This is a genomic window from Seramator thermalis (assembly GCF_004138125.1).
GTDB classification, from domain to species: Bacteria; Bacteroidota; Bacteroidia; order Bacteroidales; family Dysgonomonadaceae; genus Seramator; species Seramator thermalis.
The window spans coordinates 261,333-278,558 of record NZ_RXHS01000004.1 but is presented as its reverse complement, the minus strand read 5'-3'; the positions used below and the strand labels follow the sequence as shown (position 1 = coordinate 278,558).

Below are 17,226 nucleotides of genomic sequence, written 5' to 3'. Positions count from 1 at the left end.
AAGCATGATAAAAATGTTGTATTTTTTGAGATGATTTTGGGATAGACATCGAAACATTTAGGTTTATTTTGAAACCTGTTTATAAATCTAAAAAATTGATGCATGAAAAAAGATTTGAAATTTTATCGGAACATCAGCGAGAAGATGAAACCGTTTCTTCTTTTGTCTGAAAGAGAGGGCTCGTCAGCTATTTTTCACAACCGAATAAAGAAGAAAAAGACCATTCGAAATTTTGGAGGTCGTGAGATTAATATAGCTATTCTATTTTTTGAGACAAAAATAGGAGTAAAACTGTTTTGTTTTTCATTACTTTGACGTGTAAAAATCTTTTAAAAAATATCGAATATGAAAAAAAAATTAAGTTCATTATTAATTTTAATTGGTTTCCCATTTCTTATTTTCGCACAAGCTCAACTATTAAATGTCAAAGGAAGAATTGTTGACGAAAAAGGTGATCCAATTATTGGTGCAAATGTAATTGAAGTTGGCAATCAGATGAATGGTACTGTTTCTGACGCTGATGGCAATTTTGTTATAAAAGTACGAGAAGGGCAATCCTTATCTATTTCTTACATAGGATATTTATCTCAGGAGGTTAAAGTTACTTCAGAGGTCATTAATGTCATTCTAAAAGAAGATACACATAGTTTGCAAGAATTAGTTGTGATTGGTTATCAGACTGTAAAAAAAGCAGATTTGACAGGGGCCGTATCCGTTTTCAAACCTGAAACAATGAAAAATGCCGTTATAACAGGAACAGTAGGTGAAGCACTGTATTCCATTCCGGGTATTTTTGTGCGATCGGGAGGAGCTCCTGGTAATGAGGGCTTTATTCAAATTCGAGGAACTTCGACTTTTGGAACAAGTAATCCTCTTTATATTATTGATGGTATAGATGTCGGCACTGCAAACCGCGATTTTAACTACAATGACATTGAAAGCATTCAAGTTCTTAAAGATGCTTCGGCTGCCGCCATTTACGGATCGAGAGCAGCAAACGGAGTGATTATTATCACGACTAAGAAAGGGCGAAAAGGAAAAATGAATATTGATTTTTCCGCAAAAAACACTTTTCAATGGTTACCCAAATACAATTTGACGAACCGTGATCAATGGATAACTTTGAATGATCTTGCTTTTAAAAACGCAGGAAGACAACCTGCTAATCATAGCGATGGGAACACAAATTGGCAAAACGAGGTTTTCAAAATGGGCATTTTGCAAGATTATGATTTAAGCTTTTCGGGAGGAGGTGATAACAATAATTATTACTTGTCAACTAATTATCAAACCAATAGCGGAACTACTATTGGGGCAGACAGTAAGAGGTTTACGGCACGTATAAACACATCTTCGTTTCGTGATTTTGGAGAGAATGTTAGATTTTCGATTGGTGAAAATTTAATTATTAGTAATTATTCCGTGAACGAGCTAAATACCAATCCAATTACAGATGTATGGAGGATGTTGCCGACTATTCCTATTTATTCCGATAGCAATCCCGGAGGATATGGATATGGAGACGGTACGAAAGATGTTACTTTTGGTACCAATCCAATAGCGCGTGAAAATTTGGAAACTACTGAAAATGAAAATTTCAGGTTGAGGGGCAATGCTTTCGCTGAATTCAATTTCTTTAAAACATTAAAATACAGATTTAATTTTGGTTTAGTTACTAGTTCAGATTCACACCTATATTTACGCAAAGTAGGTAACTGGACTTATAATCAGCCAATAGATCCTTCTAGTTTGAACAGGAACAAGTCTATGTATAAAAATATGGTATATGATAATACGTTGGAATTTAATAAAACATTCGGAATAAATAATATTGCTGCTGTAGCAGGTACGAGCTATTCCACAGAAGATTATTCACAAATTTGGGGAACAAAAAATAACGTATTAACAACCGGAGACGATTATTTTACCCAATTAGATGCAGCATTGCTGGATCCTAAGACTGGAAGTTATCAAAATTTGGCCAAATTATTCTCTGTTTTCGGACGTATAAACTACAGTTACGATGATAAATACATTGTTAGCGGTACAATCCGAAGTGATGCTTCCTCGAAATTTGGACCAAATTACAGAAACGGAGTATTTCCTTCGATAGCCGGCGCATGGAGAATCAGTAAAGAGAAATTTTTCAATGTGTCGTGGATTGATGATTTAAAGATAAGAGCTAATTATGGAATTTTGGGAAGTTCCAATATTGGTTATTGGGATTGGGTCCCATTTATCAACATATTTCCTCAGGCAATTTTTGGTGCAGACCAAAACATTAATACCGGCATGACACAAGTTCAATTGGTCAATACCGATCTCAAGTGGGAAGAACTGCATGAAACAAATGTAGGTTTTGATGCTTATTTGCTAAATAGACGTTTAGAGGTTGTTGGCGATTATTTTCATAAAACTACTCAGGATGTTTTGACCCCCATGCAAATATTACTCACAACGGGTAATAATGGAGGCAACCCAATGGTAAACGCTGCTACTTTAAAGAACACCGGTTTTGAAGTTACGTTAAATTGGAGAGATCGCATTAACAATGATTTGAATTATTCGGTTGGTGTGAGTACTTCTTACCTGAAAAATGAGATTGTTGAACTTGGATATGGCCGCCAAAGTTTCACACAATGGGATACAAAATCTTTTGTGGGAAAACCAATTGGTGATTGGTATCTGATTAAAACTGACGGAATTTTCCGGTCGGCCAATGAAGTATTGAACCATGTTAATAGCAAAGGACAAGTTATCCAACCCAATGCACAGCCAGGTGATATTCGTTATGTGGATTTTAACGACGATGGACAAATCACAGATGCCGACCGACAATATTGCGGCCATTCTTTTCCATCTTGGAATATGGCTTTGAGCGGAACCCTCGAATATAAAGGGTTTGATTTAATGTTGCAGTTTACCAGCTCCTTTGGTAAAGATTTTAAATTGTTCAATGGACCTAGGAGTGGTTACGATCGTTTTGACGATAATTCAAATTACAGAGTCGATTATGATGGCTACGATGCAGTAACCAATCCTGATGGAGTTGATCCTCGTCCATTATATGCTGATGCTCGCAATGCACGTGGCGATCAAGATCGTTGGCTGGAAAATGGTAATTATCTTCGCCTGAAACAGGCGGGTATTGGATATACATTACCAAAAAATGCTTTTAATAATGTACTCACTAATTGCAGATTGTTTGTCAATGCACAAAATCTTTTCACCATTACCAAATATCGTGGATTAGATCCTGAATTTCTTAATTCCAATATATGGGATAGAGGTTACGATGCTGCGGCTTTTCCAAATCCTTATGGAATAACACTTGGAGTGCAAATAACTTTTTAATCATCGACCATTTTAATTTAGAACGCAATGAAAAAATATCTTTATCTATTAATTATATCAGTATCATCACTCATTTTAAATGGATGTGATGTGGATGTTATAAATCCAAATACACTTACCAAGGCAACATTCTGGAAGACAGAACGTGATGCCGAATATGGCGTAAACGCTATTTACAATATGTTTTACAAACCCGGTACTTACAGCCGGTGGATTTGGTTTCGGCTTGATTTAACTTCCGACGAAGGGTGGAGTCAAAGCCCATGGGCAGAACTGAAAGAATGGACGCGATTTCAGTATGTTAATTACAATTTTTGGGAAGGTAATGCATGGACTTACAGAGATTGTTATGAAGCGATTTTTAGAGCCAATCAGGCTTTGGAAAACATTCCCAATATAGAAATGGATGAAACAGTCAAAAATCAGCTGCTGGGTCAGGCCTACTTTTTAAGAGGACTTTACTACTATAATCTGGCTCTCTTGTGGGGTAGTGAAAATAATAGTCTGCCGATTATTTTGACCCCGTCAAATCCGGCAGATACACCTCAAGGGTATAATGGTGAGGATGTTTATAATCAATCCATAAGCGATCTGTCGCAAGCAGTAAATATGTTGCCAGAGCAATGGGACAGTAATAATTTAGGACGGGCAACAAAAGGAGCTGCTTATGCTTTACGCGCTAAATGTTATATGCAACTGCATAAGTGGGAGGAAGCAAAGAATGACTTATACTGGCTGGTTGAAGGAAATGGCAAACAATATTACGATTTGGTAGCAAAATATGAGGATAACTTCACAAAAGATACGGAAAATAACAAAGAATCTGTATTTGAAATTCAATATTCAGACGTCCACAAAGCTCCTGCTGGTGATGGCGATTTTGATGTAGATCCTAACTTGGGATTGAATCGTGGACAATTTTTTGCTCCTCCAGGAATAGGTTGGACCGATGGCGAATTACGACCATGGATTGTAAATGAGTTTAAGAAAGAAAAAGATCTGAGTGGAAATTATGATATTCGTCTAAAATACACTGCCTTTTATGAAGGCATGAATCAGGATTTTCCTGAGAATAACCGAATTTATCGTTATAGATTGGATGGTGCTGATTCAGATATATGGAATCTGCAAAATTGGAAAGGACGTGTATTCTTCAGAAAATATGGGTCCGATTATTATCGAGATTATGATGATTATCACAACCCGACTAATGTCAGATTAATTCGTTTTGCCGATGTTCTGCTTATGTATGCCGAATGTATTGCCAATACTGACAACGATTTATCAAAAGCGGTTGGATTAGTCAATAGGGTACGTCAAAGAGTAAACATGCCTGAACTCAAAGTGAACCATTTTGATGCGACTCAATCAAAAAACGCATTCTTAAAAAGACTTCAAATGGAAAGATCATTGGAGCTATGTTCTGAAGGACTAAGATGGGCAGATATTAAAAGATGGGGGTTAGTTGACAATCAGGGAGGTATTGATGAGCTGATTGCTCGTGACGAAGATTTTAGAAATTTTGTAATAGGAAAGCATAATTGTTTACCTATTCCATCTGATGATGTAAATAATAATCCGAATCAACAACAAAATCCAAATTACTAATGCGGTTAAAATATCTTATATTAGTGAGTCTGGCTTTTCTGTCCTGTGGAAATGGGAAAATTGATGATCAGGAAACAAAACAAATTTTGGTGCCATTAGCTGATCCATACATTCTGCTTTACGATGGAATGTATTATGCATACGGAACAGGAGCAGACAAGGGCATTGAAGTGATGACGTCATCTGACCTCAAAACCTGGAAACGAACTGCAAATACTCCTAGTGGACTTGCACTTTACAAGGATGATTCGTATGGCGAAAAATGGTTTTGGGCACCGGAAGTGTATTCCGTAAATGGGAAATTTTACATGTACTATTCGGCTGAAGAACACATCTGTGTCGCAGTTTCCGATTCGCCTTTGGGACCGTTCCGGCAGGTGGAACAAAAGCCCATGCTCGAAGAAGAGAAAGCTATCGACAATTCGTTGTTTATTGATGACAACGGAAAAGCCTATTTGTTTTTTGTCCGTTTTAATGATGGGAACAATGTTTGGGTTGGTGAGTTGGAGAATGACCTCATGACCTTTAAAAAAGAAACCATGCATCACTGTATCAGTGTTTCACAACCGTGGGAAGAGGTTTGGCCAAGAGTCAATGAAGGGCCGTTTGTCATTAAGCACAATGGCATATATTACATGACCTATTCGGCCAATAGTTATGAAAGTCCTTTTTATGGCGTGGGTTGTGCCACTGCAACAAATATCATGGGTGAATGGACCAAGTATCCCGATAACCCTTTGTTGCAGAAGCCAGGAAATTTGGTAGGTGTTGGTCATAATTCCCTTTTCTGGGACAAGGATGGCAACTTGCGGATTGTGTTTCATGCCCATCACGATATAAACGCCATTCATCCCCGAAACATGTATATCAGCAATGCAGGTTTCAAGCAGGTAAATGGAATGGACAAATTTTATATTGATCCCAATTATTTGACACCGGTTTTAGATGTAGTTCAATAATTCTCATTTTTATTAATCAATGCGTCGGAGGATTTATGGATTTAATTATCTTTGATCCGAATATTGCGAAGAAGGAAATAGCCTATTATCTTACCAAACAGAATACCTACGGACTTCCGCTTGACAATCGCAAGACCTATTCGAAGTCGGATTGGATAATATGGACTTCGACTTTGGCTGAAAACGACGACGATTTTCATGCCATTGCCGATTTGGTATACAAATATGCTGATGAAACTCCGAGCAGAGTTCCGATGAGCGATTGGTATGAAACGACCGATGCTCGCAGAGTCGGATTTAAGGCTCGTTCGGTGGTTGGGGGATATTTCATGAAGGTATTGGAGCAGAAACTCCAATCCCAATCTTCGAAATAAAATAACGAATTGTTTTCATTATTCGCTTAAATTGAATTTTCAGGGTAAAAGAAGATATGCTCACGAAGCGGTTACCAATCGTTTCGTGGGTATATCGTTTGATAAGGGACACACGTTTCGATTTCATTCTATCTACTTTAAAAAAAACTATAAACAATGAAACATCTATTGCCATTTCTACTATTTCTTTGTATTGCCACAAGTATTTCTTTCGCATTTTCGGCCGACAATATCCGCGCAACTGTTGTGAGTAGACCCAATACACAATCCGTAGCGAAAAATTATATCCAAAATCGTACACCATTGCTCCCGATGAATTTCATCAAACTTCCGGTTGGAAGTGTTCGACCACGGGGATGGCTTTCGGAAGTATTGAACCGACAAAAAGACGGATTAAACGGTCATTTGAGCGAAATAAGCGCTTGGCTCGACAAGAAAAACAATGCCTGGCTGGGCACAGGCAACGATTATGGATGGGAAGAAGTTCCTTATTGGCTGAAAGGTTATGGCGATATGGCTTATATTCTGGGTGACGAAAAAATGATCGATGAAGCTAAAACGTGGATAGAAGCGGTTTTCAAAAGTCAACGTCCCGACGGTTATTTCGGCCCGTGGATCGAGAAAAACGGGAAACCCGATTTGTGGGGTAACATGATTATGCTTAGGTGCTTGCAATCGTATTACGAATATTCCGGTGACCGGCGTGTAATCGATTTGATGACAAAATATTTTAAATGGCAACTCAATTTGCCGGACGATCGTTTTCTGAAAGATTATTGGGAAAACAGCAGGGGTGGAGACAATTTGCTTAGCGTTTACTGGCTTTACAATATTACGGGCGACAAGTTTTTGTTGGAGCTGGCCGAAAAAACACATCGAAACACGGCAAATTGGCAGCAACGTTCCTCATTGCCTAACTGGCATAATGTGAACATTGCTCAATGTTTTCGCGAACCGGCGAGCTATTACATGCTTTCAAAAGATTCGTCAAGTCTGATTGCAACTTACAATGATTTTCGTCTCATCCGTAACACTTTTGGTCAGGTTCCCGGAGGAATGTTCGGGGCCGACGAAAATGCCCGAATGGGATATATCGATCCGCGTCAGGGAACGGAAACCTGCGGATTCGTGGAGCAGATGGCGTCCGACGAGTTGTTGCTTATGATGACCGGCGACCCTTTCTGGGCAGAGCATTGCGAGAATGTGGCATTCAATTCGTTCCCTGCATCGATGATGCCCGACATGAAATCGCTTCGCTATATCACTTCCCCCAATCAATCGATTAGCGATTCAAAAAATCATCATCCGGGAATTGATAATAATGGTCCGTTTCTGGCAATGAATCCTTTCAGCAGCCGTTGCTGTCAGCACAATCATGGACAGGGTTGGCCTTATTATATCGAACATCTCGTCATGGCAACTTCCGATAACGGAATAGCAGCAGCCATTTTTGGAGCTTGCACGGCTTCGGCAAAAGTTTCGGATGGAAAATCGGTAGAGATTGTGGAAGATTCAAATTATCCTTTCGAGGAATCGATATGTTTTACCATTAATCCTTCCGAAAAAGTCTCGTTTCCTTTTTATATCCGAATCCCGATGTGGACGGAAAATCCCACTGTAAGCGTTAATGGAAAATCAATAGCAGTGAAATTACTACCCGGAAAATATCTTTGTTTGGAAAGAGAATGGAAAAAAGGTGATCGGGTTGTGCTCGAAATTCCCATGAAATTGACTCAATCGGTTTGGACTGTCAATCAAAATAGTCGAAGCATCCATTACGGGCCATTGACGTTTTCGTTGAAAATCAAGGAAAATTACAAACAGGTGAGCAGTACCGAAACTGCGATTGGCGACTCGAAATGGCAAAAAAATGCCGATGCGGCCAAATGGCCCTCCTACGAAATTTATCCCGGCAGTGATTGGAATTATGCTCTTGTGATAGATGAAACTCAGCCGTTGGAGAAAAATTTTGAAGTTGTGAAGAAAAAATGGCCTTCGAATAATTATCCATTTACGGTGGACGATGCGCCGATAGAAATCAAAGCGCGCGGGAAGAAATTATTGACATGGCAAATCGATCAGTATGGATTAACGGGTGAATTGCCAATTCCTGAAAATCGTAAATTTGCATCTGACGCCGAAGACATCATGCTTATTCCTATGGGTGCAGCCCGATTGCGCATATCGGCATTCCCCGTTTACGAAAAATAAGGTGAGAAAAAGGATGACTCGAAATGCTAAGTAAGAAAAGAAAAATATATCACGAAATGAAAAAGAAATTTTGGATAATCATCGGTTTTGTAATTTTTGGTATAAATTTATCGGTGCATGCACAAAAAATAGATTTGGTGCGTTATGTGAATGCCTTGCAGGGAACAAATTCATCGTTCGAATTGACACGAGGAAATACTTATCCAACAACGGCTTTGCCATTTGCGATGCACACATGGACGCCGCAAACCGGTATCAATGGAGACGGATGGAAATATCAATATCAAAAAGATTCAATTCGAGGATTTCAGCAGGCTCACCAATGCAGTTCGTGGACGAACGATTATGCTGTTTTTTCGCTCATGCCGGTTACGGGCAAATTGCAGGTCGATCAGTACAGCCGTGCCGCAAAATTTAGTCACAAAAACGAAACAGGACGTCCCAATTATTACAGGGTGGCTTTAGATAATGGGATTACGACTGAAATTTCACCGGTTGAAAGAGGGGCGCATCTTCGATTTTCATTTCCGAAAGGGAAAAGTGCGTTTATCGTTTTGGACGGTTACACCGGCATGAGCGGAGTAAATATTATTCCCGGTGAAAATAAAATAACCGGTTATGTGCATAACGGACGTGGACTACAAAAGAATTTCAAAAGTTATTTCGTTATCGAGTTCGATCGTCCAATTCGCAGTTTCGGAATTTGGAATAACCATACGGGGCAACGTCTGCCCGGCAAAACCGATGCCGAAGGCAAAGGTATGGGAGCATGGGTTGAGTTTGATCGCGGAGCGAAAGTGCAGGTAAAAACGGCATCGTCGTATATTAGTCCGGAGCAGGCCGAATTAAATTTGAAAAACGAACTCGGACAATTTGCTTCGTTAGAAGAAACCAAAGAGGCTGCCTGGAAAATTTGGAATGACCATTTGAGCCGTATTTTTGTAGAAGGCGGTTCAGAGGCTGACAAAGCCACGTTCTATTCCTGTTATTTTCGTGCAAGTCTTTTTTCGCGCAAGTTTTACGAAATAGATCGAAATGGAAATCCTTATTATTTCAGCCCTTATGATGGTAAGATACATTCGGGCTATCTTTACACCGATACCGGATTTTGGGATACGTTTCGGGCGCAATTTCCATTAAATGCACTGTTGCATCCCACGATGCACGGACGTTACGTTTCAGCTCTGCTCGATGCTTACGACCAATGCGGATGGTTGCCGTCATGGTCGTTTCCCGGTGAAGGAGGAAGCATGATTGGCAATCATGCGATATCACTTCTGGCGGATGCGTGGGCTAAAGGCATTCATACGTTCGATCCCGAAAAAGCTTTGAAAGCCTATTATCACGAAGCTACCAACAAAGGCCCCTGGGGCCCTGCAAATGGGCGTGACGGATGGAAAGAATATTTTACATTAGGTTATGTTCCTTATCCGAAATACGGCGAGGCTACTGCCAAAACATTGGAGTATGCTTACGATGATTTCTGTGGCTATCGTTTGGCTGAAATGACCGGAAATGCATTCTTTCAAAATATTTTTTCCCGTCAGATGCACAACTACAAAAATGTGTTTGATCCACAAGTCGATTTCATGCGTGGGCGAGACGAGAATGGCGAATGGACGCCCAAATTCGATCCGTATGAATGGGGTGGCCCTTTCACCGAGGGCAATGCCTGGCATTATCTTTGGTCGGTATTTCACGATGTGAACGGTTTGATAAATTTATTGGGAGGGAAAGAGCGATTTGTGGCCAAACTCGATTCGGTTTTTTCTGTTCCGAATACAGTCAGAGTGGGTACCTATCGGCGCATGATTCACGAAATGACCGAAATGCAGATGGCTGATCTTGGGCAATACGCTCATGGCAATCAGCCTATTCAGCATGCGATTTATCTTTACAACTATGCCGGAACTCCGTGGAAAGCTCAACAGAAAGTGCGGGAGGTGATGAAAAAACTGTATAATGCCACTGAAAATGGTTATCCCGGCGATGAGGATCAGGGACAAACTTCGTCGTGGTATGTATTGAGTGCATTGGGGTTTTACAGTGTTTGTCCCGGTACGGATCAGTATGTGTTTGGAAGTCCGATATTCGAAAAAACGACCATTACGATGGAAAACGGAAAACAATTCGTCATTGAAGCCGAAAATAACAATTCGCAAAATGTGTATATACGTTCCGCAAAACTTAACGGAAAAGAGTATTCAAAAAATTATATTCGATATCGGGATATCATCAATGGTGGAAATCTGGTTTTTGAGATGGATAATCAGCCTAATCTTCAGCGAGGTACTTTGCCGGAAGATATGCCATATTCGGTTTCGATTCGAAAATAATGATGGGATGGGAAAACCGATGCCTTGTTGTACCGCGACCTTAAATTTTTCTGCAAAGATATGATAATAGCTGGTAAATAAGATGATTATGAATTTTAAGCAAATATTCGTTTTTCTTTTTCTCACTGCAAATGTGCTAAGTGTTCGTTTGTCGTTATCCAATTCGGGCTATTCTTTTCGTCATTTCGACATAAATAACGGATTGTCGCAAAATACCGTTCACTGCATTTTTCAAGATCGACAGGGCTTTATGTGGTTCGGTACCAAAGATGGATTGAATCGATTTGACGGAACTTCGTTCAAAGTTTTCCGGTTTTCGCCAAATGAAAACTTGCGCGACAATGTTTTCCATCGCATCGTTCAGGACAAACAGGATAATATATGGGTCGGAACAGAAGAAGGAGTGTATATTTACGACCCAAGACTGGAGAAATTTGAACGTTTCGATCTGAAAACATCCGATGGAAAGTCGATTTACGGCATCGTGAGCGATATGATTCAGGATAACGATGGCGATATTTGGATTTCTGTGGAAGAGAAGGGAGTGTTTCATTACGATATTGTTTCTAAAAAACTTTCGCATTTTTCTATGCCGATACGACCCGATGGCATGGCAATGGTTAGTTTGTGTGCGGGCAAAGAGGGCGATATATGGGTGTTTCCCTATAATCTCCCGGTTTTGAGAATCAATAAGAAAACGGGCAATGTTTCCGAATTTAAATTGAAAGATGATCCAAATTTGTTCAACGAAACCGGAGAAATATGGAAAGTGCAAACCGATGAATATAATCAATTGCTTATTGCATCTTCAACGAAAGGCTTTTTTAGCGTTAATACGGTAAATAAAACGCATCGTCCTTTAGTAGAGAAAGATTCATACGGTCAGCCAATATTTGTACGGTGTTTTGCGCGAATCGATCCGAACACTTTTTGGATTGCCAGCGAATCGGGATTGTATATTTATGATATTCCTTCCGGAAAAGTTCAAAACCTTCGACATGACAATGCCATAGGTACTTCGCTTTCTGATAATGCCGTTTATTCCATTTTTAAGGATAGGGATGGAGGCATTTGGGTAGGAACTTTTTTTGGAGGAGTCAATTATTATTCGAGTGAAAATAACAGTTTCGAGTTGTTTTATCCCCTTTCGGGCGTCAATAAGATGAAAGGAAGTCGAGTTCGCGAGTTTTGCCAAGATCCCGATGGTAAATTATGGATTGGAACCGAAGATAATGGTTTGAATCTTTTCGACCCGCAACGAGGCGAATTTTTGCCGTTGCCTAAGCCTTTGCAATCGATTTATACGAATATTCATGCTCTTTATTCGGACGGCGATTATTTATGGGTAGGTACTTTTTCGAAAGGATTAAATCGATATAATCTGAAAACGGGAAAACTGACGACTTATACACACAACGACGCCCCCAATTCAATCAGTCACAACAGTACTTTTGCAATCTGCAAGGATCGACAAGGTAAACTCTGGATCGGGAATCTTTCAGGACTTGATATTTACAATTATGATACCGACGATTTCACGCCCATTCCACACTTACAGGGAATGTTCATTCAGGATATTTTCGAAGATACCGATGGGAAAATATGGGTTTGTACGTTCGGAAAAGGATTGCATCGTTATGATCCGGCAACCGATACATGGAAAACGTTTCTTTATAATGCCTCCGATCCTCTCAAATCACCATTCAACAAGTTGACCAGCGTATTCGAAGATAGTCGCCGACGTTTGTGGATAACAACCGAAGGAGGAGGTTTTTATTTATTCGATCGCGAAAAGGAAGATTTCGTAATCTATAATACCTCTAATGGATTGGCCAACAATGTAGTGTATCAGATGGTAGAAGATGATGTCCACAAACTTTGGCTTTCTACGAATGGAGGTTTAGTTCGGTTTGATCCCGAAACCGGTATTTTTAGAACTTACACGGTTGATAATGGGTTGAGGACAAACCAGTTCAATTATAAATCGAGTTTTAAGGCTGACAATGGTACTATTTATTTTGGTTCTCTTGAAGGTTTTGTTCGATTCAATCCCTCTGATTTTAAAGAGCCTGCACATATTCCGTCCATTGTGTTTACTGAATTGTATGTAAATAACAAGCCTGCTGTACCTTTAGGCAAAGATTCGCCACTGACTGAAAGTATTTGTTATGCAAAAAAAATTCGATTGAATTATCGACAAAATTCTTTTTCGATTCGGTATGCAGTACTCGATTTTTCGAATACTTATCCTGTAAAAATTTCTTACAAGTTGCAGGGGTTCAACAAGGAATGGATTGAAGCCAATCCGTCGGAACCCCTTATTTTTTCGAATCTCAAGCCGGGAAAATATAATCTTGTCATCAGGTTGGATGATACTGCCGATATTGAATCGACCGGAAGTTATCGAACGATTGACATTCAAGTGCTTCCTCCATTTTGGTTGAGCGGGTGGGCATATCTTATTTATTTTTTGTTTGCCGTAGGTTGTTTGTTATGGTTGATTTCTTATTTGCGCGCTCGTCAACGAAGGTTGCAAAGCGGACAAATGGCTGTTTTTCGGCAACAAAAAGAGCGAGAGCTTTATCAATCGAAGATTGATTTTTTTACGAACGTAGCTCACGAGATTAAAACGCCGCTTTCGCTGATAAAAGCTCCTCTCGACTATGTTTTGATGTCGGAGAAAGTATCGGATACGGTTCGCGACAATTTACAGATCATGAGCAGAAATACCGACAGATTGTTGAACTTGACCAATCAATTGCTCGATTTCAGAAAAACCGAATCAGAGGCTTATCTCCTCAATCCCGAAACGCAAAATGTGTCGCAACTGATTCGCGACACTTACTTACTTTTTACGTCTCTGGCTACTCGGCGAAATATTCATTTCCAACTCGATTTGCCTCGAAACGAAATTTTTGTTCGTCTCGACAAGGAAGCATTTCTGAAAATTGTGAGCAATTTGGTCAATAATGCCATGAAATATTGTGATTCGTACGTGAAACTTTCGGCATTTACAATAGAAAATGAGGGCAAACCGGAATTTCATTTAGTCGTTGAAAATGATGGAGATCTTATTCCTTCACATTTTAAGGATGAAATTTTCAAGCCTTTTATACATATCGATAAGCAAACCGATAAAACAACGACCGGTACCGGCATCGGATTGGCTTTGTCGCGTTCGTTGGCCGAATTGCATAATGGCACTCTTGTGCTGGAAGAAAGTGATGAAGTCAATCGTTTCCATTTGACGCTTCCAATGTCGGAAGCAAAAGCCGATTCTCAAGAACTGCCGGAAACACATGATGCAAAAACGAATGGCCGTAAAGCGGCGGAAGAGAAAACTACGAAATCGGACTATACTGTTTTGCTTGTGGAAGATGATGTGGAATTGCTCGGTTTCGTAACGAAATGCTTATCGCCAATTTACAACATTCTGACTGCCGAAAATGGTCTTCAGGCTTTAGAAGTACTTTCGGGAAATACAGTACATCTTATTGTGACAGATGTGATGATGCCTGAAATGAATGGGTTTGAATTTACACGTAAAGTGAAATCGGATGTCAACTTCAGCCATATTCCGGTGATTTTGCTGACTGCTAAAACCAATGTTCAATCTAAAGTTCAGGGATTTGAAACGGGCGCAGATGCTTACATCGAAAAACCCTTTTCAATCGAAGTGCTGATGGCACAAGTTGCCAATCTGTTACAAAGTCGTGAAAAATTGCGGGAAACGTTTCTTAAACATCCTTTTATCGGCGTAAGTACGGTCGCGATAACAAAGTCAGATGAAGAATTTATCCAAAAATTGCACGGAATTGTTCAGGCAAATCTTGGTAATTCCGATTTTAATGTGGAAGACATTTCGGATGAGTTTAATATGAGTCGGGCAAGTTTCTATCGCAAAATAAAAGGCATTCTCGATTTGACGCCCAACGAATATATTCGCGTTGAACGGCTGAAAAAAGCGGCTCAATTGTTAAAGGAGAACAATTTCAAAGTAAACGAAATTTGTTACATGGTCGGTTTTAACTCTCCTTCGTACTTTTCAAAATGTTTCCAGCAGCAATTTGGTGTGCTTCCGAAGGATTTTATTTAAAAAAGTCGATTGATAGACAAAAGTGATATGTTTTGAGATATTTGTTTCGATTTTCACATCGCAATATTCTACCTTTATGCATCGAATGGTGTGAACATTCACCTTGTTTTTTGCAAAACGAGTTTACAGTTTAAATTATATACTAATGGATAAAAGTTGCGATGCCCATATCATGAGAAAATTTTTTTCGATGTTTCGACAAGCATTGGTTTGTTTCGTTGCTTTTGTTGCAGCCGCAGATATCGGAGCACAAAATGTGGCCTGTCAAAAAGTTCCGCTTGCCGATCCATTTATTTTGCTTTATCGGGGCATGTATTATGCTTATGGAACACATGCTGCTGACGGCATCGAGGTTTATACTTCGAAAGATTTGAAAAGTTGGGACAAATCGGAAAATCTTGCGTTGCACAAAAACGATTCTTTCGGCGAAAAATGGTTTTGGGCACCCGAAGTATATCATGTAAACGGGAAATTCTATATGTATTACTCTGCCGATGAGCATATTTGTGTAGCTGTTTCCGATTCGCCATTTGGGCCATTTAGGCAAACCGTTCAGAAACCAATGTTGGAGGAGGAAAAAGCCATTGACAATTCTCTCTTTATCGATGATGACGGAAAAGCGTATTTGTTTTTTGTCCGTTTCAACGATGGAAATAATGTTTGGGTAGCTGAACTGGAGAACGATTTGATGACGCTGAAAAAAGAAACAATGCATCCATGCATTCATGTATCTCAATCGTGGGAAGAGGTTTGGCCAAGGGTAAACGAATGCCCGTTTGTCATCAAACACAACGGTGTTTATTACATGACCTATTCTGCAAACAGTTACGAAAGTCCTTTTTATGGAGTGGGGTGTGCAACAGCTACCCATATTATGGGCGACTGGCATAAATATCTTGATAATCCTTTGTTGCAAAATCCTGACGGATTGCAAGGGGTGGGGCATAGTGCCATTTTTCGCGATAAAAAGAAAAATCTCCGAATTGTTTTTCATGCGCATCATAGTGCATCGAGTATTCATCCTCGTGAAATGTATATCGGTAGCGTCCGTTTCAGCAAATTGAATGGCGTTGAAAGAATGTTTATCGAAAAGGATGATTTTACCCCTTGTTTGAATATAAAATAACAAACATCATAAATAATCAAGAATATGAAAAGATTCTTTTTCACACTCATGACATTAGTCATTGTTTTTATCGGAATTATTTCCTGTAATCAAGGCAACAACAACGTACCTGATGAGGAAACTCAAGCACGTGAAGTATGGTCTGCCGAACAAGCCCAACAGTGGTACAAGCAATGGGGATGGTTGCGCGGAGCCGATTTTATTCCGAGCACTGCCATCAACCAGATAGAAATGTGGCAAGCCGAAACGTTTGATCCTGAGACTATTGATCGCGAGCTTGGTTATGCCGAAAGTATTGGATTTAACTCGATGCGCGTGTATCTGCACCATCTCGCATGGCAAATTGACACGGCCGGATTTAAAAACCGCATGAAAGAATATTTGAATATCGCCGATCAGCACGGCATTTCTACCTTGTTTGTATTTTTCGACGATTGTTGGAACCCGACTTATAAGGCGGGTAAGCAACCCGATCCGAAACCGGGTATTCACAACTCCGGCTGGGTGCGCGATCCGGGTGATTCTATTTTTATCAATCCTGCTATGATTGGTTCGCTCGAAAAATACGTGAAAGATATTCTTCGTACATTTTCTAACGATTCCCGCATTGTGCTTTGGGATGTTTACAACGAACCCGGCAATTCCGGCTATGGCAACAAAAGTTTGCCTTTGCTCGAAAAAGTTTTCGAGTGGGGTCGTGAAATCAATCCATCACAACCCCTTTCCGCCGGTGTGTGGAATTGGGATTTGGAAGAGCTTTGCGATTATCAGATCAAAAATTCCGACATCATCACCTATCACAATTATGGTGATTCGATCGACCATAAACGGTATATTGATACACTTCGCTTGCTTACCCAAAAGCCGCTTATTTGTACAGAATACATGGCACGTACGCGCAACAGCCTCTTTAAGGACATAATGCCAATACTCAAACGCGAAAATATCGGGGCCTACAATTGGGGGTTGGTTGCAGGCAAAACGAATACCATATATGCTTGGGATACTCCAATGCCCGATGGTTCGGAACCCAAAATCTGGTTCCACGATATTTTCAGAAAAGACGGGACCCCATATAATAAGGATGAAATTAAGCTCATTAAGAGTTTGACCAGTAAAGATTAACGGAAAAATTTCAAAATTTATTAACATCATATTTTTA

The 17,226-nt window shown here is 39.9% G+C and carries 9 protein-coding genes; all 9 read left to right on the top strand.

Annotated features, from left to right (window positions below; translation table 11 throughout):
- Positions 1–345: 345 nt before the first annotated feature.
- The 9 genes from EJN84_RS05210 (at position 346) to EJN84_RS05170 (ending at position 17,189) form a co-directional block, all read left to right on the top strand.
- Positions 346–3,354: a SusC/RagA family TonB-linked outer membrane protein gene (locus EJN84_RS05210; RefSeq protein WP_129594422.1), complete on the top strand. Its 3,009-nt coding sequence runs from the start codon at positions 346–348 to the stop codon at positions 3,352–3,354.
- 27 nt (positions 3,355–3,381) lie between these two features.
- Positions 3,382–4,962, top strand: a complete 1,581-nt coding sequence (locus tag EJN84_RS05205; RefSeq protein ID WP_129594421.1) for a RagB/SusD family nutrient uptake outer membrane protein — start codon at positions 3,382–3,384, stop codon at positions 4,960–4,962.
- Positions 4,962–5,921 (top strand): glycoside hydrolase family 43 protein, encoded by a 960-nt coding sequence (locus EJN84_RS05200; RefSeq protein WP_129594420.1) that lies wholly within the window; start codon positions 4,962–4,964, stop codon positions 5,919–5,921. The genes EJN84_RS05205 and EJN84_RS05200 overlap by 1 nt, the downstream gene beginning before the upstream one ends.
- 35 nt (positions 5,922–5,956) lie before the next feature.
- On the top strand, positions 5,957–6,295 hold the full coding sequence (locus tag EJN84_RS05195; protein WP_129594419.1) for a DUF1793 domain-containing protein: 339 nt from the start codon (positions 5,957–5,959) through the stop codon (positions 6,293–6,295).
- 156 nt (positions 6,296–6,451) lie between these two features.
- Positions 6,452–8,506 (top strand): beta-L-arabinofuranosidase domain-containing protein, encoded by a 2,055-nt coding sequence (locus EJN84_RS05190; RefSeq protein ID WP_129594418.1) that lies wholly within the window; start codon positions 6,452–6,454, stop codon positions 8,504–8,506.
- Between the two features lie 56 nt (positions 8,507–8,562).
- Complete coding sequence (locus EJN84_RS05185; protein ID WP_129594417.1) at positions 8,563–10,842, top strand: GH92 family glycosyl hydrolase; 2,280 nt, start codon at positions 8,563–8,565, stop codon at positions 10,840–10,842.
- A gap of 88 nt (positions 10,843–10,930) precedes the next feature.
- Positions 10,931–14,938: a hybrid sensor histidine kinase/response regulator transcription factor gene (locus EJN84_RS05180; RefSeq protein WP_165004082.1), complete on the top strand. Its 4,008-nt coding sequence runs from the start codon at positions 10,931–10,933 to the stop codon at positions 14,936–14,938.
- Positions 14,939–15,110: 172 nt separating this feature from the next.
- On the top strand, positions 15,111–16,064 hold the full coding sequence (locus EJN84_RS05175; protein WP_129594415.1) for a glycoside hydrolase family 43 protein: 954 nt from the start codon (positions 15,111–15,113) through the stop codon (positions 16,062–16,064).
- Between the two features lie 24 nt (positions 16,065–16,088).
- A complete protein-coding gene (locus EJN84_RS05170; protein ID WP_129594414.1) occupies positions 16,089–17,189 on the top strand; it encodes a glycoside hydrolase family 2 TIM barrel-domain containing protein in 1,101 nt (366 codons plus the stop codon).
- The last annotated feature ends 37 nt before the right edge of the window (positions 17,190–17,226 follow it).

Excerpts from the sequence above, each read along its gene's own strand:
- EJN84_RS05175 (WP_129594415.1), top strand. The coding sequence starts at position 15,111 with ATGAGAAAATTTTTTTCGATGTTTCGACAAGCATTGGTTTGTTTCGTT.
- EJN84_RS05185 (WP_129594417.1), top strand. The coding sequence starts at position 8,563 with ATGAAAAAGAAATTTTGGATAATCATCGGTTTTGTAATTTTTGGTATA.
- EJN84_RS05205 (WP_129594421.1), top strand. The coding sequence starts at position 3,382 with ATGAAAAAATATCTTTATCTATTAATTATATCAGTATCATCACTCATT.
- EJN84_RS05210 (WP_129594422.1), top strand. The coding sequence starts at position 346 with ATGAAAAAAAAATTAAGTTCATTATTAATTTTAATTGGTTTCCCATTT.
- EJN84_RS05195 (WP_129594419.1), top strand. The coding sequence starts at position 5,957 with ATGGATTTAATTATCTTTGATCCGAATATTGCGAAGAAGGAAATAGCC.
- EJN84_RS05170 (WP_129594414.1), top strand. The coding sequence starts at position 16,089 with ATGAAAAGATTCTTTTTCACACTCATGACATTAGTCATTGTTTTTATC.
- EJN84_RS05200 (WP_129594420.1), top strand. The coding sequence starts at position 4,962 with ATGCGGTTAAAATATCTTATATTAGTGAGTCTGGCTTTTCTGTCCTGT.
- EJN84_RS05190 (WP_129594418.1), top strand. The coding sequence starts at position 6,452 with ATGAAACATCTATTGCCATTTCTACTATTTCTTTGTATTGCCACAAGT.
- EJN84_RS05180 (WP_165004082.1), top strand. The coding sequence starts at position 10,931 with ATGAATTTTAAGCAAATATTCGTTTTTCTTTTTCTCACTGCAAATGTG.